At 31.5% G+C, this 25,333-nt stretch carries 22 protein-coding genes and 1 rRNA gene; 6 read left to right on the top strand and 17 right to left on the bottom strand.

The annotated features are described in order from the left end of the window. Positions 1-109 (top strand): 5S ribosomal RNA (rrf, locus tag IM755_RS10030). Positions 110-353: 244 nt separating this feature from the next. On the opposite strand, the gene IM755_RS10035 is transcribed toward rrf, so the two are convergent. From IM755_RS10035 to IM755_RS10075, 9 genes are all read right to left on the bottom strand, one after another. Beyond that, on the bottom strand, positions 354-926 hold the full coding sequence (locus tag IM755_RS10035) for a hypothetical protein (RefSeq protein ID WP_194096398.1): 573 nt from the start codon (positions 924-926) through the stop codon (positions 354-356). Positions 927-1,128: 202 nt separating this feature from the next. Continuing rightward, entirely contained in the window at positions 1,129-3,096 is a 1,968-nt protein-coding gene (locus IM755_RS10040; protein WP_194096400.1) for a DUF3857 domain-containing protein, read from the bottom strand. Between the two features lie 5 nt (positions 3,097-3,101). Then, entirely contained in the window at positions 3,102-5,036 is a 1,935-nt protein-coding gene (locus IM755_RS10045; RefSeq protein WP_194096402.1) for a DUF3857 domain-containing protein, read from the bottom strand. After that, positions 5,011-8,271: a toxin-antitoxin system YwqK family antitoxin gene (locus IM755_RS10050; RefSeq protein WP_194096404.1), complete on the bottom strand. Its 3,261-nt coding sequence runs from the start codon at positions 8,269-8,271 to the stop codon at positions 5,011-5,013. Before IM755_RS10050 ends, IM755_RS10045 begins: the two co-directional genes overlap by 26 nt. Before the next feature lie 89 nt (positions 8,272-8,360). Next, the gene (locus IM755_RS10055) at positions 8,361-9,401 is read right to left on the bottom strand and encodes an ATP-grasp domain-containing protein (protein ID WP_194096406.1); all 1,041 of its coding nucleotides are present in this window, start codon (positions 9,399-9,401) and stop codon (positions 8,361-8,363) included. A 3-nt stretch (positions 9,402-9,404) separates the two neighbouring features. After that, the gene (locus tag IM755_RS10060; protein WP_194096408.1) at positions 9,405-10,079 is read right to left on the bottom strand and encodes an NRDE family protein; all 675 of its coding nucleotides are present in this window, start codon (positions 10,077-10,079) and stop codon (positions 9,405-9,407) included. After that, positions 10,067-10,555, bottom strand: coding sequence for a DinB family protein (locus tag IM755_RS10065; protein WP_194096411.1), 489 nt, complete (start codon positions 10,553-10,555; stop codon positions 10,067-10,069). Before IM755_RS10065 ends, IM755_RS10060 begins: the two co-directional genes overlap by 13 nt. A 4-nt stretch (positions 10,556-10,559) precedes the next feature. Continuing rightward, positions 10,560-11,036: a peptide-methionine (R)-S-oxide reductase MsrB gene (msrB, locus tag IM755_RS10070; RefSeq protein ID WP_194096413.1), complete on the bottom strand. Its 477-nt coding sequence runs from the start codon at positions 11,034-11,036 to the stop codon at positions 10,560-10,562. 70 nt (positions 11,037-11,106) lie between these two features. After that, positions 11,107-11,550 carry a DUF4268 domain-containing protein gene (locus tag IM755_RS10075; RefSeq protein ID WP_194096415.1) on the bottom strand — a complete coding sequence of 148 codons (444 nt, stop codon included), beginning with the start codon at positions 11,548-11,550 and terminating at the stop codon, positions 11,107-11,109. A gap of 70 nt (positions 11,551-11,620) precedes the next feature. Here IM755_RS10075 and IM755_RS10080 point away from each other — a divergent pair, with 70 nt between their 5' ends. Then, positions 11,621-12,274 carry an NUDIX hydrolase gene (locus IM755_RS10080; RefSeq protein ID WP_194096417.1) on the top strand — a complete coding sequence of 218 codons (654 nt, stop codon included), beginning with the start codon at positions 11,621-11,623 and terminating at the stop codon, positions 12,272-12,274. Positions 12,275-12,379: 105 nt separating this feature from the next. Continuing rightward, the gene (locus tag IM755_RS10085; RefSeq protein ID WP_194096419.1) at positions 12,380-13,189 is read left to right on the top strand and encodes a lysophospholipid acyltransferase family protein; all 810 of its coding nucleotides are present in this window, start codon (positions 12,380-12,382) and stop codon (positions 13,187-13,189) included. Positions 13,190-13,234: 45 nt separating this feature from the next. Here the strand turns inward: IM755_RS10085 and IM755_RS10090 are convergent, their stop codons facing one another. From IM755_RS10090 to IM755_RS10100, 3 genes are read right to left on the bottom strand one after another with little or no spacing between them, the layout of a single operon-like run. After that, entirely contained in the window at positions 13,235-14,089 is an 855-nt protein-coding gene (locus IM755_RS10090; protein WP_194096421.1) for a TraB/GumN family protein, read from the bottom strand. Next, complete coding sequence (locus tag IM755_RS10095; protein ID WP_194096423.1) at positions 14,089-14,730, bottom strand: hypothetical protein; 642 nt, start codon at positions 14,728-14,730, stop codon at positions 14,089-14,091. The genes IM755_RS10090 and IM755_RS10095 overlap by 1 nt, the downstream gene beginning before the upstream one ends. Before the next feature lie 2 nt (positions 14,731-14,732). Next, positions 14,733-15,227, bottom strand: coding sequence for an RNA polymerase sigma factor (locus tag IM755_RS10100; protein WP_194096425.1), 495 nt, complete (start codon positions 15,225-15,227; stop codon positions 14,733-14,735). 131 nt (positions 15,228-15,358) lie between these two features. Here IM755_RS10100 and IM755_RS10105 point away from each other — a divergent pair, with 131 nt between their 5' ends. Further along, positions 15,359-16,663, top strand: coding sequence for an NAD(P)/FAD-dependent oxidoreductase (locus IM755_RS10105; protein ID WP_194096428.1), 1,305 nt, complete (start codon positions 15,359-15,361; stop codon positions 16,661-16,663). Between the two features lie 3 nt (positions 16,664-16,666). Here IM755_RS10105 and IM755_RS10110 read toward each other — a convergent pair whose 3' ends face one another. Further along, a complete protein-coding gene (locus IM755_RS10110) occupies positions 16,667-17,641 on the bottom strand; it encodes a Kelch repeat-containing protein (protein WP_194096430.1) in 975 nt (324 codons plus the stop codon). Then, entirely contained in the window at positions 17,641-18,705 is a 1,065-nt protein-coding gene (locus IM755_RS10115) for a DUF3810 domain-containing protein (protein WP_194096431.1), read from the bottom strand. Before IM755_RS10115 ends, IM755_RS10110 begins: the two co-directional genes overlap by 1 nt. 104 nt (positions 18,706-18,809) lie before the next feature. Between IM755_RS10115 and IM755_RS10120 the strand changes: the two genes are divergently transcribed. Further along, a complete protein-coding gene (locus IM755_RS10120; protein ID WP_194096434.1) occupies positions 18,810-20,276 on the top strand; it encodes an aminoacyl-histidine dipeptidase in 1,467 nt (488 codons plus the stop codon). A gap of 182 nt (positions 20,277-20,458) precedes the next feature. Here IM755_RS10120 and IM755_RS10125 read toward each other — a convergent pair whose 3' ends face one another. The 3 genes from IM755_RS10125 to IM755_RS10135 form a co-directional block, all read right to left on the bottom strand. Then, positions 20,459-21,010 (bottom strand): hypothetical protein, encoded by a 552-nt coding sequence (locus IM755_RS10125; protein ID WP_194096436.1) that lies wholly within the window; start codon positions 21,008-21,010, stop codon positions 20,459-20,461. A gap of 190 nt (positions 21,011-21,200) precedes the next feature. Beyond that, positions 21,201-21,749, bottom strand: a complete 549-nt coding sequence (locus tag IM755_RS10130) for a PepSY-associated TM helix domain-containing protein (protein WP_194096438.1) — start codon at positions 21,747-21,749, stop codon at positions 21,201-21,203. Positions 21,750-21,769: 20 nt separating this feature from the next. Then, positions 21,770-23,974, bottom strand: coding sequence for a TonB-dependent siderophore receptor (locus tag IM755_RS10135; protein WP_194096440.1), 2,205 nt, complete (start codon positions 23,972-23,974; stop codon positions 21,770-21,772). Positions 23,975-24,161: 187 nt separating this feature from the next. Here IM755_RS10135 and prfA point away from each other — a divergent pair, with 187 nt between their 5' ends. Next, complete coding sequence (prfA, locus tag IM755_RS10140) at positions 24,162-25,235, top strand: peptide chain release factor 1 (RefSeq protein ID WP_194096442.1); 1,074 nt, start codon at positions 24,162-24,164, stop codon at positions 25,233-25,235. The last annotated feature ends 98 nt before the right edge of the window (positions 25,236-25,333 follow it).

The raw sequence follows: 25,333 nt of genomic DNA on the forward strand, positions 1-25,333 counted from the left end.
AAGGTGGTTATTGCGTCGGGGCTCACCTCTTCCCATTCCGAACAGAGAAGTTAAGCCCGACTGCGCAGATGGTACTGCAGTTATGTGGGAGAGTATGTCGCCGCCTTTCTTTTGAAAACCCTTCATCATCCGATGAGGGGTTTTTTGTTACCAATATATCGTCCCGATGGGACTCTAAATATATAAAACTACCTCTTTTGAGGTGGTTTTGTTGTTTTTAAACTTCATTAAGGGCTAACGCGAGCGTCTCGCTATGAATTTACTTTAATTTTGTGTGCACGAGCGGGACGCTCGCGCTAGCGAAAGGTTTTATGTGTTCCAAAAGACAACGTTAGCTAGCAGGTATATAATTATTATTCTATTGCTAAACCAAATTTTTTATCTACTACCCATTTATTTCTATTTTTTTTAATTAAGTATTGATTTTGAGTTCCATTTTCTTGAATAATAATATAAAAACAGTCTTCATTTTTATTAAATAAAGGCTTTGAAATCATTACATAACAATTATCAATCGTTCTTTTTTCTTCAAAGTTTTGAAATTTAAATTTCAATTTTTTTAAAGAATTTATTTTTAAATTTTTGTTCTCAATTATTTGTTGATTTATAGAGCTTGTATCTTTTACGTTTAAAATTTCGGATACATATTCATTATATGATTCATAATCTTTACCATTATAATACATAGAATGAGGTTTTGTTATTTGAATATTTATGAAATTACACTTTTTAAAAAATAAATTTGGTTTTGTTTTGTCAGAAAAAATTTCTGCTAAAATTTTGATTTTATCTTCATTAGAAAGTTTTTTATCAGTATCACAACTTAATAAAATATAGCTTATAAAAATTATAAGACTAATGTTCTTTATGTTTATTATATTTTTCATAATCTTAACTCCCTTGTATCCTTTCGTTTGTTTTGTCAATGTTAAGCAATTTAAAAATAAATTTTTCAATATAATTCAACTGAAAACAAATTCCGCGTTAGGGATAGGAGCATTTGTTTGAGCTCTTAATTGGTTGCCATCGAGAACCTCAGGCAACCAATTAAAGCGAGTGCGGATAGCCCGACCCCTTGGGAAACGCCCATAAAAAAATCCGACTCTTGTGAAGTCGGATTTGGAATTTTTATTTGTTTAGTACAATAACTATCTTATTAAAGTCGGCAGCCGCGTTGATGACTGCTTTGTACGAATCGAAGTGTTCTAACGGATAATTAATCACATTATAGTATTCTGTATTCTCAATTAGAATTTCGTCGCCCTCTGTCTTGTAATTGCTTACAAAGGTAGCTTCTGTTTTACCATTGATATCGGTTTTATGACTCATGTTGAATTTCTCTAAGTTTTTAACCGTCGCTCCTTTAGGTAAAATAATTTTTATTTTACGGAAGTACGAGTGTGGATAATCGATTTCAACTGGCATCATGCGTTTGTTTTCTTGGTATAATTCCATTTGAGAACCAATTGTTTTTCCTACAGAGAATAAATAATTATCTCCCGCTTTCTGAACTAAATCTTTTCCTTCAAAAGTAACTTTTAAAACGAATGGTTTTTTACCAATGAATTCGGTTCCATCGTTTTCTGTTGTTAATGAAGTGTATTCTTCTTGAATTGTATAGTTTTCTGCAATACTTTTTAAAATTTCTTTGTATTGATCGGCTGGTGCAAAATCTTTAATAGGTTGGAAATTTAAAGCAGAATAACCACCAAAAGTAACTTCGTTTGTAATAGTTGGATTTTCAATATCTTTTGTGAAATCGATTGTGATATCCATAATATCGTGTGTGATTTCTACTCCTGGAATAGGAATGAAGTTGATTTCACCGATTCCCATTTTAACTCCTCCAAATTCTTTTTCTTTAATGAAAAGTCCGTTGTTGTTAGCCAAAGTGTTTGGAATTAAAGGAATTCTATATTCGATTTCTGTTGGTGTCATGAATTTTTTAATTGACGGGAAATAGAATAAAATATCATCTAAGTTTTCATAACTTTCAAATTCAGGATCAAAAGCAATGTCATAACGATTTGAAGCAAATACAATTTGATTTTCAATTTTAAAATGCTTGAAAATAGCCAAATAAAGCGCTAATATTTCGGTTTGATTCGCCTGTTTGGTTTTGATGATATCAGCTACATTTTCTTTGGTATCGAAATAACGATTGTAAGCAATTGTTTTTTTGACTTTGTTTTCAATGTTCCAAATTTGTTCTTGTAAATCGGCTGATTTGGTAATTGTTTTACAAAAATCATCAACTGCTTTTTGGTTTTTTTTATCTAATTCGATATTGAACCTTTCGTATACTTTAGAAGCAAATTCTTTGTAGTTGTAAAGATTTTTTGAACCATTGTATAAGTTAGCATCTAATTTGTAACGGAAATATTTAATATTGGCTTTCCAGTTTGAATATTTTTCGTCGTCTTCTAATTTTGGAACATTTGATTCTTTAACCGAGATTGCTACTTTATCTTTATACGTTTTATCGTCTAAAACTGCTGCCGATAAATTGTTGTATCCTTTGGTTTTGAATACCAAGTGATTTGGATAGATTAACTCGAAGTTGATGTCCATAATTGGTAAATCGTCTTGCATTTTAAATGTTTTACCATTTAATTCTGGCATTTCTTCTAAAACGAATATTTTTTCAATAATGGCTCCTTTTTCTAATCCATTAATGGCGAAATAGTTGTATTTAACCCCACGTTCTTCATCTACTTCTTCTTTAATGTCTTTTTTATCTAAAGTAATGATTTTACCACTTTTCAAAATAACGCGAGCTTCGTTTTTTACTACGTTTTCTTTTAAACTAAATGGTAAATAAATTTTATTGTTTTTCTCGATAGCATCATCCGAGTTGATGAAAATTTTATCGTGTAATAAGTAATATTGTTTAGGTCCGTTTTTATCTGAAATAATTTCAACTTTAATGGTACGGCTTACAACTATTTCGTTTTCATTTTTATATTGTTCTGGAACCGAAAATGCACTCGGTTTTTGTTCCCATTTGTAATTTTTGAAGGTATAATCTTGGGCAACAATAAAATTGACATTGCACAAGAATAAAACAAGAAGGCATTGAGCTATTAGTTTTCTCATTTGTGTTATTTTTCGGTTAGAATTAATGTTTCGCTGTAGTTGTTTTTCATTTTTTTAATGCTATCATCCCATAATTGAAAATCGCTTGGTTCAATTACCAATTTCTTAACTTCAAACGTATATTTTACTAAAATCTTATTGTTGTTCTCAGTAAAAACGGAGTTAACTTTTAGTAGTTCGTTATCTAAAGTAAAGTTTTTAGGTAAGTATTTTACTTTGTAATTGGCAGGAATTTCAAATTCGTATTCGGAATTAAAGAATGAAACAATTTCAAAATCATATCCTGTAACTCTATCTTTTTGAATTGGATTTTTTTCGAAGATTTTGTGTAAATAAGGATTTAGATACAGTTCTTTATCTACTTTGATGATATAATTATCCAATTCGAAATCGTAATTTACATTATAAGGTAAATCGCGATTACCAATATTTTCTTCGGTAAACGTATTTAGTTTAAACTTATTATTCCCTTTTAAGACTAAACTTTTAATCATTTCAAATCGGGTTTTACCTGAAGCGTCACCAATTTGCATTAAGGTCATACTTCGGTTAAAACCATTGAATTCCATTTTTCCTTTTCCAATAAGTTTTCCGTCTTTTATTTGAACTTTTACGATATCATCAACTTGATTATTTTTAGCATCAATAACTGGAACTTTTACAATTTTAAATTCTTTTCCATTATTAATTAAAGCTTCTTTTCCTTGAATAAATGATGTTGGTAATCCGTAACGTGTTTCTCTATCTGTGGCGTCTAAAAAGATATATTGGTCACCTTTTTTATAAGCTGCAATCATGTGATTGTCTACAGCAGGAGTAGCCAATTCTGTATAGGAGTAGGGGATTTCTCTAGTTCCAATCCAACATAAGTTTACATCTTTTATATGGGCATATTCTGCCATTGAAACAATGATATTTGCCATATCTTTACAATCACCAAATTTTCTTTCAAAAACCAAATCGGCTTCTCTTGGAATAAATCCTTCGTAACCGTTTTCAAAGGCTACATATTTAATATTGTCTTTTACCCAATAAAAAATACTTTTGATTTTTTCTTCGTCAGTAGTTTTGTCTTTAGTAATGTCTTCTGTAATCTTTTTTAAATCGATACACTCTTTTTTATTTAGATTGTTTACAAAACCTTGATAGTATTTGTGTAAAAGCGTAACATCATCTAAAACAACTGTTTTTTTATCGTTAATCGTATAATCTTTGATATAAATATCAATATGTGGTGCTGAATGCAATACGCCAGGACTGTTAGATTCAAATTTGAATGCTTTTACATCTTTTAATGTCCAAGTGTAAACGATTTTACCTTTCACTTCTGTTTTTTTGAATTGAATGGTGTTATTTGGGTCATTAAAAATTTTGAACCCAATGTTTACGTTTTTGTCGGTTTTAACTTCAAATGTGGCGTCTTTTATTGGATAACCACCAATAAACATGTATTTGTGAAGTAGAAATGGATCAACAAATTCGCGTTTGTAATTGTATACTTTTTTTGCTCCTTTTTCTAAATGTGGAAAAATTAATTGTCTTTCTTTAATGTCGTCAAAGAACACCGAGCTGCTACTTGAGTTTTTTTCAGCAGATTGAGTTACTTTAATTTTCTTATCTTTTCCATTGGAATTGATAACCGAAAAAGCATCGTATTCCAATAGTTTTACCAATTCTGAATAGGTAAATGATTCTTCGTTGTTGTGAATGCCATTTTCTGAAAGAATCATCGATTCAAAAGATGTATTTTGAATGATTTTTAATTTTTTGTTCTCGATTGAAATATCGTATCCTTGATAATCTAGAAGTACAACCTCGTTGAAATCGGGATATAATTTCTTGTAATCTTCAAAGGTTTGCTGTGCTTGTAAGCCTATCGAAGTAAATCCGATAAGCATACAAGTAACAACTGATTTATTTAATAATTTCGGCCAATTCATCTGAATCGTATTTTTTAGTTAATGATAAAACACCATTAGTGTAAATTAAAAAGTCGCCCTGAAGTTCATCATTTTTATAGTTTGCAGTTAACCATGGTTTTCCGTCTTCTTTAAAATAAGTGTGAACTCCTTCAAAATCTCCGTTTTTCAAATTCTCTTTTTTGTATACTTTTCCGTTAGAATAGTATTCTGTACGTTCACCTTCGAATAAACCATTTTTGTAATTAGCTTCATATTCTGGTTTTCCTTCAATACTGTTAATTACTAATTTACCATTTATGTTTCCTTTTACGAATGTTACTTTCATAGCAACTTTTCCATTTGGATATAAAGAAGTGATTTCGGCATTTTCTGATGGTGTTTTTACATTTTCTGAAAACCCTCCAGTTTTACTTAATGTTGCATAACTTACCAAAGCACTACTTTCAAAATTTACTTTTAAAACTGGTTCTCCTTTTTGGTTGTAATAAATGTATTCACCATCAGTTAAACCATCGATTTCGTTATACTCAAACATTTTTGATTTGTTATGATAGTAACGAATTGTTTTACCATATTCAGTCCCTAATTGGTATTCACTCGTAATTCTTAAATTACCAACTAAATCATATTGTGTATCGGTTCCTGTTATTAAACCACAATAGTAGTTTCTTTCAAACATTAATGTTCCGTATGGACTGTAATATTTGTAGTTGTTGTTAAGTTTTCCGTTTATGTATTGTGATTCAGTAATTTTGTTCCCTAATTTATCTTTTGAGCTATATTTTCCATTATAGTTTCCATTAATCATTTCGAAGTCTTGAGATGTAGCTCCGTTATTTAAACTTAGGTTGAATTTTCCTGATTTGTTTTTGTAATCAAATTCAAATTCTTTTTTACCAGTACTATCGTAACTTTCTGTAAAAACGATTTCGCCTTCTACAAATTTTGAAATTTGAGATAGTTTTCCTGATTGTCTGTAAGTTGATTTAAAGTGATTTACATCTCCGTCCTCTAGAAATCCTTCTGTTTTTAATGTTCCGTCTGCATAGTAGGACATGTATGGACCGTTTTGTTTTCCGTTTGAATAATAAGAAACTTCATTCAAAATACCACTATCATAAATTTCATACACTCCATTTAATTCATCATTTGTATAATGAGAAATGCTTGTTAATTGACCTCTATTATTGTAAGCATGGCATAAACCAGTTTGATTTCCGTTTATATAATTTTCTTTAATTTTTAAATTACCGTTTGTAAAATAATAATTCCATTCACCCGATTTTTTTCCTTTTTCAAAGAAACCACTAATTTGTTTGTTGTTATTTAAACTTGAAATACTGAATGCTTTCTTAGTAAGATTAATTTCAACAGGTTTTGGATTGGTATATGAATATTGTAATCCTGATTTTAATTCACCCCCTTTGTATTTTTCTTCGAAGTATTTTTCTCCTTTAGGATTGAAATAAATGTACGATTCTAGTTCTTCATTTGCATTAAAAATTAATTCAGAAGATTTAGCACCCGTAATGAAATAGTTAGTGGTTTTGGTAATTTTTCCATTGGTAAAAAAACTCTCATATTCTAAATTTTTATTCGAATAGTATTTTTTATAATTGCTTGTTGGCTTTCCATTAATATATTCTCCTTCAGCTTTTATTGTTTTACCATCAAAGTATTGAATGTATTTACCATCTACTTCATCGTTTTTGTAGTTAGTTGATAGCGTAACATCACCAAGTTCATTGTAAAGAGTATAGGCACCATTTAATTTACCTTTTGCATAGGTAATTGTACTACTTTTTGTTCCGTTAGGATAATAACAAGTTAATACACCATCTTGTTCTCCATTAGTAAAATTCAATTCACAGTTTTTACCTCCATTTACATGATATGAGCTGCTTATTCCATGTAGAACATCATCTTTATATATTTCAATAGTGTTTATGTTTCCATTAGGATAGTATTCTTTTTTTTCACCATTTAGTTTTCCAGCAGTATACATTTTTTCCATTTCAAGATTTCCTTTGGAATCAAAATATTTTTGTAAACCATCTAGTTCATCATTTTTTAGAAGTAACTCACCTTCAATATTGCCATGTTCTCCTAAAAGTTTGAATTTACCTTCTTTTTTCTTGTTAACAATTGGACCAATAATAAATGGACTTCCATCTTTTAAATAAATAACAACTTCTTGTTTTTGTCCAAAATGATCTATATTTCTTTTTGCAAATTGATCCCAAAAATCCACCAAGTAATACTTTTCATAAAAGGTAGTAATTGTTTTTTTGTGTTTTGTGATTTCTTTACCTAATTTTTCCTCTAATCCAAGTAACATATAATAACTAAAGCCTTCAAATTGTTTTTTAGCAACAACGTCTTTAATCCATGGTAAGTATGTAGTTTCAAAGAAACCATTGTCCATTTTATGTTCTAAGCTATATTCCATCACGGCTTGCATTTGACGCATGATTACATCATCAATTTCGGTTTTTAATTTATATGCTTTTCTTAATGGAAGTTGATTTCTTAAAATAGTTTCTAATTCTTCAAAGTTATCTCCGCTTGTAGAAAAAACCACTTTTCCTTTAGTTAGATAATTTTCTCCAAATTTATTATTCAATTTCAGAACTGCTTCTTGAGCAAATTTTCCTGTTGGAGCGATTGCTAAATAACTTAGTAAAGCTAAACTTCCTTCTACAATGTTACCGTTTTCAAGTGCAATTGCACCCAAAAAATAATGAGCAGAAGCTAGATTGGGATTAATAGTGACCGCTTTTTTTAATAAATCAGTACTTTTCTGTAGATCTTCTTTTCTTAAATATAAAATTGCTTGATTGTATAAGAAATTAGATGAATTACTTAAATACAAAGCACCTTCGTTAAATATTTTTTCAGCTTTATCATATTGTTTTTCATCACTACAAAAAGAGCCATAAAGAGTGTATAAAGAAGGTTGTTCTTTCATTTTACCTTCATTATAAAGTGTTTCATAATGTTTTAAAAGTTGCTCTTTTTTATCAGCACCATATAATGATAATGAAATTTCATGCTGAGCAACTAAATATTTAGGGTCGGTTTTTGCAATTTTCTGAAATTCGGCAACAGCTTCATTGTATTGCCCTTTTTCATAATGAGAAAAACCCGTTTTTAGAATTGAATCAGTTGAATAAACAAAAGAATAGTCTTTTTTTGTTTGCGCGAATGCATTGGTAAACCCAATGATTAATAGTGATAAGATTACTTTTTTCATGTAGAAATAAAATTTACCAAATATAAATTTTATTTCTATTTTTTGTGCAAAATTTCCTAAAAATGTTAGGTTTTTAACAGAATTAGAATTTAGAAATCTAAAATTATGTTGTAATGTTGATGATGCTTTTTAAATTCAATAACACCTTCTTTGAAAGTTAGATATTTTGCCCCGTTTTTATGGTTGTTTTTACTAATTAAATACATGTAATGAAAATGTCGTGTAAGCTCTTTCCAGCCAAACCATAAGCTGTGTTTTGGGTCATACATATGTGTGGGCTCGCTGATGGCACCGTTGATTTCAACGATTTGGAAATTTTTTCCTTTTGCTAAATCTTCGTAAGATTGATACATAATATCCATTCGACCAAAATGAAAATCTTTAATTTGACTACAAATAGCATTAAAGCTTTCTATCATTTCAGAAGTAATTTCGTGACTAGCATCTACGAATTTTGTTCCGCGGCAATGATTTCCGTAGGGTACAAGGTTAATCGTTTTCCCTTCTTTTAAAACCGTATTTAACAGGTTTTTGTATTCCAATTCAAGAGTTTCTAATTGCAATAAATAACGCTTGTCGCTATGTAATAATTCGCGAAGGGTATTTTTTCCGTTTCCAGTAAGAATCATGAATTCTTTTGATACAATTCCAGTAATTTTTCCTGGTTGGTTTGGTAATTTTACGTAGAAAAGTCCGATTTCATTTTCGTATGGAATCAAATCTTGCAATAAAATGTCAAATTTTGCTTTTTTGAAGTAATTTTCTAATTCTTCAACGTTGTGAATTTTTTTGACTGCTGTTCCTCTTAAACCGATATCGGGTTTTGCAATTAAAGGGAATTGAATATTTTCAGAGTTAATTCTCAGTAAAATAGTTTCTAAATCATCATTTGGTTGAATTAGAATAGTTTTCGGATAATATTGTGGAGGAATCAAATCGTAAATTTCCTTTTTTGATTCCATAAAAAAGCCACCATTTTTTATTGTTGGATTTGAAGCATTAAAATAAAAAAAGGAACGTGTTCTCACTACATAATACAAATACTGAAAGTACACGGGAAGATAAACCACTTGATACGGCCAATATTCCCAATGAATTAGTTTATGTAAAAAGAGATTAAGTTTTGTCATTTTTTATTCGAATAAATCCAAATAGATCATTTCAATTTTATTGTTGGTAACTTTACATTGAGTAATGCTAATAGTTTTTAAAGTGTCATTGCGATTGATTTGCAATCCAAATTCTTTATTTTCAGATTCTGTGAATTGATGAAAATATAAAATTTCTTCTGGTGTTGGATTGTTGTTTTCTTGTATAAAATTGGTAAACCATATTTTTCTTTGTTCGCGAATTTCCTTTGAATAAAGGGTAGAGGAAGACCAAATATGAAATTGGTTTACATCTTTTAGTTCTTCATTTTTTTCCACTTCATTCCATTGCAATTGGATTAGTTTGTTGTTCTCAAATAAGACAATAGTGAAAGGTTCGATATCAGTTAAATCTATTGATTGCCAGTATTTCAGTGAGTTTTCTGTACTTATTAATTCTAAAACCACTAAGCCTCTACTTTTTCGATAACTAGGTTTTTGAAAGTGTTTTTCTTCTGCACCGTTGAGCAGTACGATAATTTTAGTTTCGCTATGTGCTACCCAAGTTCCGCCTGCTTTTGGATCTTTTGGGAAGATGATTTTTTTACCTTCAATATAATATACGGTAGGAGGAAGCGCTCTCTCTCGCGTGATTTTTTCATCACGATTGGAAGTAATTATGCAACCTTCTATCGTTGGAATATAAGTTACTGTGCACATTGTTTGCGGTATTCAAGAGTTGATGGTGCAATTCCGAAAGAATCTGAAATTTTAATGTGCGGTAAGCGATACAATGCTACTTTTATCAAGGCTTGATGGTGAATACTGTGCTCCAAATTGTAAAGCAATTCACGGAAATAGTTGGTTTCAAGCATTTCTTTATCGCTGAAACAATTGTGTGTTAAAGAAAGTGACTTGTTCGGTATATCTAGTTCAGAACGATATTTTTCAAGGATTTTAATCGCTTCTTTGGTATCGGATTGAAGGATGATGTCGCGTTTTCTTTTATCGTAATTGATATAACCACTATCATAATTATCTAATAGCGAACCTAAAAGTTCAATGATATGACGCATGTGTTCGCCAATTGTAGCGTTGCCCAATTCAGGAAACGGCAAAATCATTTCTTCATTTGTTAATTGCTGAAGAATATTGATATTTTCAGTTAAGTTTAGCTTTACAATTTTGACTAGCATATTCTTACTTAGTTTCAGGAACAAATTTGATAGAAACAGAATTCATACAATAACGTTGACCAGTGGTTTCTTTTGGTCCATCATCAAAAATATGACCTAAATGGCCATCACATTTTGCACATAAGACTTCCGTTCTAACCATTCCATAGCTCAAATCTTGTTTGAAGACTACAGAACCTTTTATGGCTTTATCAAATGAAGGCCATCCACAGTGTGAATCAAATTTTGTATCAGAAGTAAATAAGTCATTACCACATGCAGCACAAACGTATTTTCCTTTTTCAAAATGATCCCAATATTCTCCAGTAAAAGCTCTTTCAGTGCCTTTATTTCTTAATACTTCATACTGTTCAGGTGTAAGCTCTGCTTTCCACTCAGCATCTGTTTTTTTTGAATTTGAATTCATGGTTTTTGGTTCTTTAGTTTGTGATTGACACGATTGTAAACTTACAATTGCAATTAATAAAAATAACTTTTTCATAGCTAACATTTTTTCAAATTTAATGGTTAGAATTCAAATAAAGTGTTAACAATGTTACAAAGTATTTGAATTACGTATTGATTTCTAAATCTTTAATATAATCTTCATTTTCATAGAAGAAACGCTCAAAAGCATCCATTTTTTCGGCAAAGAAGTCAAAAATTTCAGGCCAAGTATTTTTGTTATTGATACTTATTCCTGTTTTTTCTACCCAAACACGGCTGATTACTTTTCCCGTTTCTAAATAAAAATTACGTTCAAAAACAACATCGTCTAGATAATCTTCTAAAAGAATGGTTTTTAGCGATTCTACTTTCTCATAATATATCTTACGTTTTTCTTCGTCTTTTGGTTCTATATCGAGTAAAACTTGTGCTTTTTTATTGTCAACATAAAATTTGAAGGTTACATCTTTGATTTTGGTATTGTATAACAGCCACTTACGTGGGTATTCTTCTGCAAAGGCTATCCAAAAATCTTTTTTTATTTGTAGTGCTTCTTCTTTACTGAACATATTATTGAATTAGAAATTTATTTTGTTTGAAAAAAATAGCTACCTTTAAGGTTGCTAAATTGAAAATAGTATGCTTTTTAATGATTTTATAAAATACATTCCAAAGATAGAAAAAGAAACCCTTCTTTCTACAGATGCCCATGCAAAAATGGCACCGTTAGAGCGTATTTCTTATTTAAATGAGGAAAATTACAGGGATAAAAATCCTAGAAAGGCAGCGGTTTTAATGTTGTTTTATCCTAAAAATGAAGTAACGCATTTGGCTTTAATTGTTCGGAATTCGTATCCGGGAGTTCATTCTTCTCAAATAGGTTTTCCAGGAGGAAAAGTAGAAGAATACGACGCTGATTTAGAGGAAACAGCTCTAAGAGAAACTCATGAAGAAGTTGGTATTCATCCTGAAAAAATTCAAATCATAAAGCCTTTCAGCGAAATTTATATCCCACCAAGTAATTTTTTAGTAGCGCCATTTATGGGAATTTCGCATGAAGAATTAACCTTTATTCCTGATTTAGATGAAGTTAAACGGGTTTTAGAATTTTCAATTGCCGACTTTTTAGATGATAAAAGTATCACCAAAGTAAAAATGTCTACTTCTTATGCAACTGATATTGAAGTCCCTGCTTTTATGGTGGATAAATATGTGGTTTGGGGAGCTACTGCTATGATGATGAGCGAGTTAAAGGAAACTATAAAATGTGCTTTGAGTAAATGTAATTTTTAGCGATTTCAAATTATTACCTTATAATGTGATTTTAAGCTCTTTTTCTTTCTAAAATCACCTATTTTACTACTTTTGCGTTCTTGTTTTGTATAAAAATAAAAAATTATGGGATTATTTAAGAGAAATCCTTTCGGACATATATTGTTTTTAAAGACTTGGTTAATACGTATTGCGGGTTTTTTAACACACCGTCGTTATCGCCATTTTAATCAGTTACAAATTGAAGGTTCTGAGATTATTAGGAGTTTACCAGATAAAAATGTATTATTCATTTCTAATCACCAAACCTATTTTGCTGATGTGGTAGCCATGTTTCATGTTTTTAATGCAGCTTTAAAAGGAAGAGAAAATAATATTAAAAACGTAATGTATTTATGGAATCCGAAGTTAAATATGTATTATGTAGCAGCTAAGGAAACCATGCAAGAAGGATTATTACCTAGAATTCTAGCTTATGCTGGTGCTATTACTGTTGAAAGAACCTGGAGAGCAAAAGGAAAAGACGTTACAGAAAAGAAAGAAGTTAATCCAAATGACACTGAAAACATTAAAATTGCTTTAGAAGATGGTTGGGTAATTACGTTTCCACAAGGAACAACACGTTCATTTAAGCCAGTTCGTAAAGGAACAGCTCATATTATTTTACAACATAAACCAATTGTAGTTCCTATCGTAATTGATGGATTCCGTCGTTCTTTTGATAGAAAAGGGTTGATGATTAAGAAAAAAGGAATCTTACAATCGATGGTAATTAAAGAACCTTTAAAAATCGATTATGAAACAGCAACGGTTGACGAAGTAGTTGAAATGATCGAATTTGCAATAGAACAACATCCTTCGCTTTTAAAAGTTATACCTACTGAAGTTCTTGAAGAAAAAAGAAAAGAAGACGAACAACGCAGATGGAGTTACTAAGATAAAAAAAAGGTTCTGAACTTCAGAACCTTTTTTTTATTCGTTTTATTTTACAGCTTCAACTTTGTAACCTTGGTTCCTTAGAAGTTTAATAACCCCGTTTTCTCCTGCTAAATGTGCTGCTCCAACACCAAAGAAAGTAGGTTTTTCATTCATAGCTTTAATGATGACAGGAATCCAATTTATATTTCTATTGTTTAATAACTGGTCTTTATTATCAGCTGTGATTTTATTGTCAGATTCATTCATTAGTTTTAACATTCCTTCAATGTCTTTATTTTTATAAATAGTCATAATTTCATTGAATTCTTTTTTCTCTTTTTCTAAATCCCCTTTTGCCGTTTTTAGTAATTCATCGGCTTGAATTTGATAAGGTATTTCATCAAATACTTTCATTTGATCTTCTACTTTTTCCAAACCAAAAACTTCTTCATTTTGCTCTTTGGTAATTTTCATTAAATTCATTTCTACGGACTCGTATGGGCAATCTATCATTTTTGGTAATAACATAGAGCTCAACATGAAAGGCTTGAAACTATCAAACATTTTGGCTGACATTTTTAAGTTTTTCTTTAAAAAGTCGTCTACGATTTTAAAATCTTCTGAACTCAACAATGTAGATAATTTTACACCATCTTTCATAGGAAGATATTTTATCATTTCCATTTGCATGTTTTTATCGTCCATATCTAATTCCAAAAACAATTGTTGGGTGTTCTCTAATGCTTTCAGCGTATTTTCATCTAAAGAAGCATCACAAGTAGCATGAATGGTTCCAAATAAATAAGAAGGTTGTTCTAATCCATTTCCAGAAATTTTCCAAAGTAAGCTTTTTTCTAACTCTTGGGCATTTGAAAATAAAGAAACAAAAAAAGTAAAAAGTAAAATCAAGTATCGCATTAGTAATCTATTTTTTTAAGTTCATTGTAATTTTTTTCTAATCGTCTCATCAGAATTCCGTAAAGCAATCTGTAAAATAACCAAATTAGCCCAACAAAGATTGCAATGATGACTGCATAAACAACAAACATGATACAATAAAAAGTGTTCGGATCTACATTTTGAGACATTTTTTCTACCATTTTACGAATGTTTGGATCATACATAAATTGGAAAATAAACACTAAAACGAATGAAAAAGCCGTCATTGCTAAATTATACCAAACGTAATATTTAACTGTTTTACGAGTTTTTAAAATACTTTGCATTAATTGCTTTATTGTATCGGTTGTATTGATGGTTCTGTAATTTTTGAAGAACAAATAAATGAAGAATAGAATAACGCCATAATTTATAACAGAGATTGTAGGCATTACAGTATCTAAGTGATACATTTTTAAAGTTTTGAAATATTCTTCATCTGCAGTGAAAAACGAAATACTAGCCCACAAAACAAGCTCTAAAATGCTGATAATAACAATCCACTTCACAATAGAAGACGAACCTTTATGCAGCATTCCATAAATTTCTTTTTCACTTATTTGTTGGAAAGAACCTTCTTGTTTTTTCCAGTCTTTTTTTAATAATTCTAATTCATCCATGGTTACGGATTTAATATTTTTTTTAATTTCCCTTTTACACGATTCATTTTTACTCGTGCATTCACTTCACTAATCCCTAACGTTTCTGAAATTTCGGTATAATCTTTATCTTCTAAATACAAGAAAACTAAGGCTTTTTCAATGTCGTTTAATTCGCTAATTGCGCTGTACAAAAGCTTTAATTTTTCTTCTTCTTCAAAGTTATAATCGTCTTGTGTTACCTTATGAAAAGTACTATCAAACTCAATAGTATCAATCGTTCGCTTCTTTTTTCGGTATAAAGTAATGGCTGTGTTTAATCCTACACGATAAGCCCAAGTAGTAAATTTAGAATCACCTCTAAAGTTTGGGAAAGCTTTCCAAAGCTGAATCGTAATTTCCTGAAACAAATCGTTATGCGCATCCTCATCAGTAGTATATAATCGACAAATTTTGTGGATTATATTCTGATTCTCTTTGAGTTGCTTAACGAAAAGTGCTTCCGATTCTGATTTCATACACGATAAGTAGTCTTTTGAACGAATTTGTTACAAGTTTACAATTTCAAATTTAAAGAATCATTAACTATTTTAAGAAACATTCAATTCTTTTTCTTCTTATCTTTGAAGTGATTAATTTATAATGATAAATGAACATACCTCGTAGTAGTTTTCCAAGAATCGTCATCATTGGTGGTGGTTTTGCCGGAATTTCTTTAGCGAAAAGACTTCGCAATAAAAACGTACAAGTTGTTTTACTAGACAAACACAATTACCATAATTTTCAACCTTTAATGTATCAAGTGGCAACGGGCGGTTTAGAACCTGATTCGATTGCTTATCCAATAAGGAAAATCGTTCAAGAATATAAAGATTTTTATTTCCGATTGGCCGAAGTTCGCGATATTGATGCGGAAAATAATACAATTTACTCCGATATTGGCGAATTAAAGTTTGATTATTTAGTCATTGCTACCGGTTCGAAAACCAATTATTTTGGGAACAAAGAAATCGAACGCAATAGTATGGCGATGAAAACGATTCCACAATCGTTGAATATTCGCAGTTTGATTTTAGAGAATTTTGAACAAGCTTTACTTACCAATGATATCGACGAACGTCATAGTTTGATGAACTTCGTTTTGGTAGGAGGAGGACCAACAGGAGTAGAGCTAGCAGGCGCTTTAGCCGAAATGAAAAAAGCGATTCTCCCAAAAGATTATCCCGATTTAGATGTTCGAAAAATGGAAATCAATCTAATTCAAGGAAGTAATCGTGTTTTAGATTCCATGAGTGAAAATGCTTCCGAAAAAGCAGAAAAATTTCTGTTAGATTTAGGCGTAAGCGTTTGGAAAAACGTTCGTGTAACAGGTTACGATGGAAAAACCGTTACCACTAGTTCCGATTTATCTTTTGATTCTGCAACGGTGATTTGGACAGCTGGCGTACAAGGTGCTTTGCCTCATGGTTTAAAAGCTGATAGTTTTATCAAAAATGTAAATCGAATCAAGGTAAACCAATACAATCAAGTGGAAGGATATGAACATCTTTTTGCAATTGGTGATATTGCGGTTATGTCTTCAGAGAAATTCCCACAAGGACATCCAATGATGGCACAACCAGCAATGCAACAAGGAAGATTATTAGCTGATAATTTGATTAGAATCATTAATAAAAAAACGCCTATACCATTTGAATACAAAGATAAAGGTTCGATGGCAACCATAGGAAGAAATAAAGCGGTTGTTGATTTACCAAAATTCAAATTCAGTGGCGTTTTCGCTTGGTTTGTATGGATGTTTGTGCATTTGTTTTCGTTAATTGGATTCAAAAACAAAGCTGTGGTTTTCTTAAACTGGGTCTATAATTATGTCCGTTTTGATAGAGAAGCACGATTGATTATGCGTCCTTACAAGAAGAGAAATCAAGTGAGTTTTACGAGTGATGAAGTGTAAATATTAAAGCGAAGCTTTTGCAATTTTTATAGATAAAGAATTGGGTAATGGAGAGTTATAATCAAGATAGGCAATATACAACTCATCATTTAAAACAGTTAATCCTCTTAATGAAATAGCATTTAAATTAATAGTTGTTGAAAAATTGGTATAGCTTCCATTTGATGGATCATAAATGCCTATAAAAGCATTACTTTGATTGTTTTGTTTGTTTCCGCCTACAATAATTTTATTGTCATAAACATCAGTAAAAGTTTCGTAAACGTTAAAAGGTAAATTTTGTGATGACCAACTATTTAGGGCATAATTATAAATATTTATTTGATTTGAAATCACCCAATTTTGATTTACATAATTCAAACCTCCAAAAGTAAATAATTTATCATTGATTATTTCAACATCGGCCCTGAGGAAGTAATTGGAATTAGTTGGAAAACTAGGGTAAATGTAATTATCAGTTAAAATATCATAACTAAGGATGTTATTTATTCCTCTAAATATTTCAATTGTATTATTTCTAGAAGTAATTCTAGGAAGATAACTCTCATTATATCTATTATTTGTAGAGATTAAATTTAAATTTAAATCTAATTTAAAAATGTCATTACCAGATAATGAAAATATATTGTTATTTACAATTTCAATTTGTCTGCTTTCAGCAACATCAGGTAAAATAATTTCGTTTGTGTTTAATGTGTTAACGTTTAATTTTAATAAATTTTCATTATATCCATTATCTGCTGAGTAAGAAATATAAATCGAATTTTCTCCAATATTAGAAATCATATCCATTTCTAAAGTATCTGCTTGAATGGTGTAAATATCAGTGAAAGATAAGTTTTGGCGATTAGTTGTATTAGAATCGTCTGAGGAACATGAGAAAACTAAAAGAAGGCCGATAAATAAAATACAATATTTCATAATTTTTTTCTTATAAAACGAATAAGATTTTTCTTTAGTATTTTTAAAATGAAACATTAATAATTTTTTAACTTTTCATTAAAACCAATCGCCAATCCCACAAACTTACTGTAGCCTTCCATACCATCTTTTTGTTGGTTGGCTTTTAGGAAATTATCGTAGAAGTATTCAAAAAAGGTATTGATAGGCGTTTGGTATTTCTTCCAAAAGATTTCGTTTTCTTCAAAGTTTTTTAAAACACCTTTGTTTATTTTTTTCAAATAAGGCTCCGAGCTTCCTTCTTTTATTATCTCTAAATTATGCAATGCATAGCGCAACGCAAAACTGTAGGCTGAGTATTGGAAATACAAATCCTCGTTTTTAGCAGCAGTTACAAATCCGATAAAATTGCATTCGCTTTCGCTGCCAATTCCCGTTTGATGTGCCATTTCGTGGCAAGTGGTTAGAGGTGAAGTGTATTTAGGTTTCAAATAATTGACTTGCGCTTCATTGGTAAACGGATTCAAATACCCACCAAATCCCATATAACTCAGCGGATAACTAAATAAAGACGATTTAATACTTTTTACTTCGTAACGAAATTCTTTTAAATCATTTGGGATGTTTTCATAACCTTTCAAAGCTAAATCATAAATTTCATCATGGGAATACGGAATCACAACGGCAACCGAATCATTTTTAGTGATTTGGAGTTGCAATGCATTGGTTTTTACCATCATTTTTTCAATGAAAGCTACCAATTGTTCTTTCGAATATTCTTTTTCAATCTGCAATTTTTCATGTAATGGAATTCGGTAGTAGTTCATTCCCCAAAGCAAGTGAAAGAAAAAATAAAATACCGAAACCCAACTCAATATTGCTAATCCGTTATTCTTCCATTCTTTGAAAAAACCGATTCGGTATTTCCAAATCCAACGGAATAAAAGTAAAATTAGAATGAAATAGATGACATCGCCAAACGAAAATGGTAACCAACCGAATACTTTTCTCGATACAAAAGCCAATTTCGGATAAAAACCTTTGGTGTACCAATTTTCTACAAAATCAGGAAACAAACCAATCGTTTTTACCACGATGATTTGGATTATTAAAAATAAAGGAAGGACGAATTTTCTTTTCACAGTGTTTTTTAAAACGTAAATATAATCACAAATCAATTTGTAAAGCAATTAAACTTTGTAACTTTGTTATCTTAAACTTGAAACTTTAAACCTGAAACAAATCAATGAGCCAAGAAATAAGAAATTTAGAGCCAAAAGCCCTTTGGAACAAATTTGCCGATTTGAATGCCGTTCCGCGTCCGTCTAAGAAAGAAGAGCGTGTGATTGCGTTCATGATGGAATTCGGACAAAAATTAGGATTGCCAACTGTGAAAGATCATGTGGGGAATGTAATTATCAAAAAACCTGCGACTCCAGGAATGGAAAACCGCAAGACCATTGTAATGCAATCGCATTTGGATATGGTACACCAAAAAAACAACGACACGAATTTCGATTTCGATACACAAGGAATTGAAATGTATGTTGATGGTGATTGGGTTCGTGCTAAAGGAACTACGCTTGGTGCTGATAACGGTTTAGGAGTAGCAACTATCATGGCGATTTTAGAAAGCACTGATATTCCACATCCAGCAATTGAAGCTTTATTTACAATTGACGAAGAAACGGGAATGACAGGGGCAATGGGCTTACAAGGCGGCATGCTTGACGGAGAAATTTTACTGAATTTAGATACTGAAGAAGACGATGAAATCGATATCGGTTGTGCAGGTGGAGTAGATGTAACAGCTACTAGAACTTACAACGAAGAAGAAACGCCAGAAGGTTCTGTTGGTTATACTATTACCGTGAAAGGCTTAAAAGGCGGTCACTCGGGAATGGATATTCATAAAGGATTAGGAAATGCGAACAAAATCATGAACCGTTTATTATTTGACGGATTTGAGAATTTTGGTCTTCAAATTTCTGAAATTTCTGGAGGAAGTTTGCGTAATGCGATTCCGAGAGAAAGCGTTGCAAAAGTAATTATCGCGGCGATTTATGACGAAGCTTTTGTTTTTGATATGCAAGAAGTTATCAATGAAATCAAAGCCGAGTTCAAAACTATGGAGCCGAATTTAACGATTGAGATTGTTAAAAGCGAGTCAACTCCAGCAAAAGTAATGGATTTAGGCGTTCAAGAAGGTTTGTTACGAGCGATTTATGCAGCACACAACGGCGTTTACAGAATGTCAGCTGATATGGCTGATTTAGTAGAAACATCGAATAATATTGCAAGAGTAATCGTAAAAGATGGCGAAATTTCAATTCAGAATTTAACGCGTTCGTCTGTGGAGAGTTCTAAATTTGATTTGGCTAATGCTTTGCGTTCGGCTTACGAATTGTTTGGTTGCGAAGTTGAATTTGCAGGAAGTTACCCAGGTTGGACACCAAATGTAAAATCGGAAATTTTAGATGTATTGACCTCTATTTACGAAAAACAAAACGGTGCAAAACCAAATGTAGTAGCGTGTCACGCTGGATTAGAATGTGGAATTTTAGGAACGAATTATCCAAACATGGACATGATTTCTTTTGGACCAACCATCCACGGAGCACACAGCCCAGATGAAAGAGCGAGTATTTCTTCTGCTCAAAAATATTGGAAATTTGTATTGGAAATTTTAGAGAATATTCCAGTTAAGAAATAAGAAGATAGAAAATAGAATAAAGAGAAAATCCCGAGTGAATGCTTGGGATTTTTTTGTGTTGGCGCGAGCATCTTGCTCGTGACTATTTTTATGATTTGCTTTGTGTGCACGAGCGTGACGCTCGCGCTAGCGGGGAAAATCCAGAAGTAGCCATTGAAGCAAACCGTTGTTAGCAGATGTTATTATTCTCGTTTATAACAATTGCTTTGTATTGTTACAATTTCGATATTTTTTTCGCTATATAATTCTTGATTAATTGTATTTTCAGATGGAATAGATTTATCTTGCTTAATATGAAACTTAAAATTTTTATATCCTAATCCTAAATATTCTGAACAGCCTTCTTTAAACCAATACAAAGAATCTTTATGTTTAATATCTTTTGCTTTTAGAGTTGACAAATCTATGTATTTTCCATCTGTTAAATAACCTTTAAATTCTTTGTTCAGAATGATTTTATAAATTGTGCTATCTGCTAAATGAATTTGAAATATAACGTTTTTGTAAGATGAAAAAGTAAAACCGCTTTTATGTTGATAGCCAGGAATTTTTAAAGGTGTAATTCCATTTGGACATTTATCTAATTCTTTGACTAAAACTGTAGTTAAAGGTTGTCCAAAATCTGAAATTTTAGTTTCACACAATTTAATTTTTGATAAATCAGTTAAATCACTTTGTGATAGGATTGTATGATTTATAAGTATAATTAATAAAAAAGTAAATAGTGATTTCATAGAGTTTTTTATAATATCTGCTAACTCGTTTATATACGAAACTTTCGAACTAGTATCATACCATATTGGCAAGATTGGCGAAAGTTTGGCAAGTTTTTATTTCGCTTATTTTTTTAACGAAATCAAATATAATAAAATATTTACAATTTCTAAAACAAAAAAGGCCCACTTTCGTGAACCTTTTCGTTTATTAACTCAAAATAATTAAAACTAAGATGGGGAAAATAATTCCGGCTACGGCTAGTTTCCAGCCTCGCTTTTTAAAGGTGTTTTTGCCGTGGGTTACCATTAAAGTTCCCGTTATGGCAATTAATATTAAGGAGATTCCAAAAATGTCAGAGTAGTAAATCCACCAGTTAGAAGTGTTTTTGTGCAACTTCATCGTTTGACTGATAATCGGTGTTTTGTTGAAGGCAACAATTTCACCTTTACCTGTTTTCATATCGATTTCTACATCGTGCTTTTCAAACGAAATTTTAAACGTACCTTTCTTTACGTTATGGCGACGCATTTTATCATCGATGCCCAATTGTTTTCCTAAGTTTTCAGCAAATTCTTCTGTAATTTGGCTTTCTTCTGGTAATTGTACTTTGATGTTTTTGGTTTCAATCGTATATTTTTCAGGATGCCAATGCTCTCTGTGGTTCATTAAAATTCCTGAAAAAGCAAACGAAATAATTAATCCTACGTAGAAGTAACCAAAATCGCGGTGAATGTCTCTAACTAATTTTTGTTTCATGTTTTTATTTAATTGAATTCTTAAAATTTGTATCGTAAGGAAGTTAAAATTTGTCTTGGGGCAATAGGGTTTACACTGTAATTTTCATGTAAAGTATAATTCAACTCGTTGGTAATATTAGATAATTTGCAAAGTAATGAAAATTGTTTCCAATTGTAACCTAACGATACATCAATTGTTGTGTAGCCATTAACTGGAATTTCTCTATCCCAAATTCCGTTTGGATAAGCAGGATTTACTTGATTGTTCCAACCTCCAAGTCTGTCACCAATATAGTTTCCAATCGCTCCAACCGATACATTTTTAAGAACTCCAGTTTGTACCGTATAAAAGAAACTTAAGTTAGCTGTATGCTGAGGCGTTCTTACCAAACGATCGCCTTCTATAAAACTTCCTGTGGCACCAGTGGTTTTGGTATAACGCATGTCGTTATAACTATATCCTGATATAATGTTTAAACCATCAATTGGTTTGTAGTTTAAGTCTAATTCAATTCCTTTACTGGTTGTTTCTCCGCTTAATGCTTTTACGTTAGTATTGGTATTGATGTTTCCGTTTGCATCAAATTCAGCTGTTTGTGCTAAATTGCTGTTTACAATTTGATATAAAGTAACGTTTGTTGTTAATTTTCCTTTAAAGAATTCGTTTTTAACACCTACTTCAATTTGGTCAATAATAGAAGGTTTAATCGCTTCATTGTAAATGGTTACTCCCGTATTTGGTGTGAATGAGTTGGAGTAACTAGAAAATAAAGTAGTGTATTTGGTAGGTTGGTAAATCAATCCTACTTTAGGTGAAAAAGCTCTGTCGTTTCGGATGGTTTCTTCTGTAACTGTATTTGCAGCGATATTGTATGTCTCTGGTTTTGCTTCTTGGTATGAATAACGAACGCCTAATAACGCTTTGAATTTGTCAGAAAACGAAATTAAATCTTGTGCATAAACTCCAAAACGTGTAGTTTCTGTTTTTACGATTCTCGTTACTTCAGAAGGTAAAATTGGTCCTTCATTTGAAGCTGCATAAGACGACGGATCAAAAATATTTACGGTATCGTATGTAGTTACGGTTGCTCCTGTTGTTGGATCATAAAATCTGAAAGTGTAAGCATCAGCATAAGAAATTTCAGTATCGATACCCGTAAACAATTGGTGTTTGATTTTACCTGTTTTAAAGTTGCCTTGTAAACTAATCTGGTTAGCAAAAATTTGTTCTACGGCTTTATTTCTTCCGTAAGGACGATTCCAATCGCCATTTGCCGCAGGTTGAATACGTTCTGTACCAATCGATTCTCTATCGTAATCTTGGAAAGAAGAATTAAAATTCAGTTTCCATTTGGGATTGAATTCATGGTTTACTAATATCGAAGCGGTTGCTTGTTTGGTGTTTCCATTTGACCATTTTGCCCCTAAATAAGCGTTTCTTGGTACATCTGCAATTTCTTTTCCAATAGAACCAGTTCCGAAATCTGGTGTCCAATCGTCGCTTAAATAATCGGCTTGAAGCGTGATTTCTGTTTTGTCACTCACTTTAAAAAGTAGAGAAGGATTTACGTAGTAACGTTCTTTAGTAACATAATCTCTAAAACTTTCTGAATTTTCATACGAACCATTAAAGCGATAGGCAATCGAATTATTAAAAGCACCATATACATCAGCTGAAGGTTTGTAGAAATTGTAACTTCCGGCTTGCATTGTAAATTCGCCGCCTGTTTTGAAATTTGGAGATTTAGTTACCATATTCATAATTCCTCCAGGTGCTACATTTCCGTATAAAAGAGCAGCACTTCCTTTTAGAATTTCTACTTTTTCTAATGAAGCCACTTCGGGAATAGAACCACTATTAAAACGGAAACCATTTTTAAACATGTTATTTGCCGACATATCATAACCTCTTGACCAAAACGATTCTTGAGCACCGCCACGAGCCGAACCCACGTAAACACCGTTGGCATTTTTAACCACATCACTTAAACGAATCGATTGTTGTTGTTGGATAATTTCTGAACCAATAACCTGAATAGCTTGAGGTAAATCTTTTTCTTTGATTCCAGCTCGGTTAACTGAAGACTTAGAAGGATTATTTTTTCCGTTAATGACTACTTCGTTTAACGTTTTTACAGTATCGTTTTCTGTAAAATAGTTTTCGCTAACATCGTTTGGGGTTTGTTGGGCCACTGCCTGAAAAGAAGACAGTAGTACTATAGATTTGAAAATGTTTTTATACATCTTATTTAGATTTAATTAAAATAATAATGCAAATTTATAGCGCCAAAATGAATTCACAAAATTTATTTAGACTTAATTTAAATAAAATTTTTAAATAATTGATTTTCAATTGTAAAACTTTTAAAGACAGAAACTTTTATACTTTCAACTAAAATTGTAACTTTGCACTCCAAAATAAATAACAGCCATGTTAGAGAGATTACAATATGTAAAACAACGTTTTGACGAAGTATCCGATTTGATTATTCAACCGGATGTTATTGCGGATCAAAAGCGTTATGTACAATTAAATAAAGAATACAAAGACTTAAAAGAACTTGTTGAAAAACGTGATGAGTATATCAACTTAGTTGGAAATATCAATGAAGCCAAAGAAATCATTGCGGATGGTTCGGATGCCGAAATGGTAGAAATGGCTAAAATGCAATTGGATGAAGCAAATGAGCGTTTACCTCAATTAGAAGAGGAAATTAAGTTCATGTTGATTCCTAAAGATCCAGAAGATGCGAAAAACGTTATGGTGGAAATCCGTGCGGGTACTGGAGGAGATGAGGCTTCTATTTTTGCAGGTGATTTGTATCGTATGTACACGAAATATTGTGAATCAAAAGGCTGGAGAACTTCTTTAGTAGACATGAACGAAGGAACTTCAGGTGGATTTAAAGAGGTAATTTTTGAAGTTACAGGTGAAGATGTTTACGGAACATTGAAATACGAAGCAGGAGTGCACCGTGTACAGCGTGTCCCACAAACGGAAACGCAAGGTCGTGTTCACACTTCAGCAGCAACGGTAATGGTGTTACCAGAAGCGGAAGAATTTGACGTACAAATTGATATGAATGACGTTCGTATCGACTTTTTCTGTTCGTCTGGTCCTGGTGGACAATCGGTAAATACTACGAAATCTGCAGTTCGTATGACGCACATTCCTACAGGATTGGTAGCGCAATGTCAGGACGAGAAATCACAACATAAAAACAAGGATAAGGCGTTAACGGTTTTACGTTCTCGTTTGTATGAAATGGAATTGGCCAAAAAACAAGAAGAAGATGCGAAAAAACGTAATTCTCAGGTAAGTTCGGGTGACCGTTCGGCTAAGATTAGAACGTACAATTATCCGCAAGGACGTGTAACCGATCACCGAATTGGAATGGATATCTTTGATATGGATGGTGTAATGAGTGGAAAAATCCAAAAATTTATCGACGAATTACAATTGGTAGCTAACACCGAAAAATTAAAAGAAAGCGAAGTTTTCTAAATGAAAGAAAACAGAACATAGAAGATAGAGAAAAGATGCTGAACAATATTTTGTTTGGCATTTTTTTTAAAACTTTGCGTCCCGAAACTTCGGGATTG

Source organism: Flavobacterium proteolyticum, from assembly GCF_015223105.1.
In the GTDB taxonomy this organism is placed as follows: Bacteria; Bacteroidota; Bacteroidia; order Flavobacteriales; family Flavobacteriaceae; genus Flavobacterium; species Flavobacterium proteolyticum.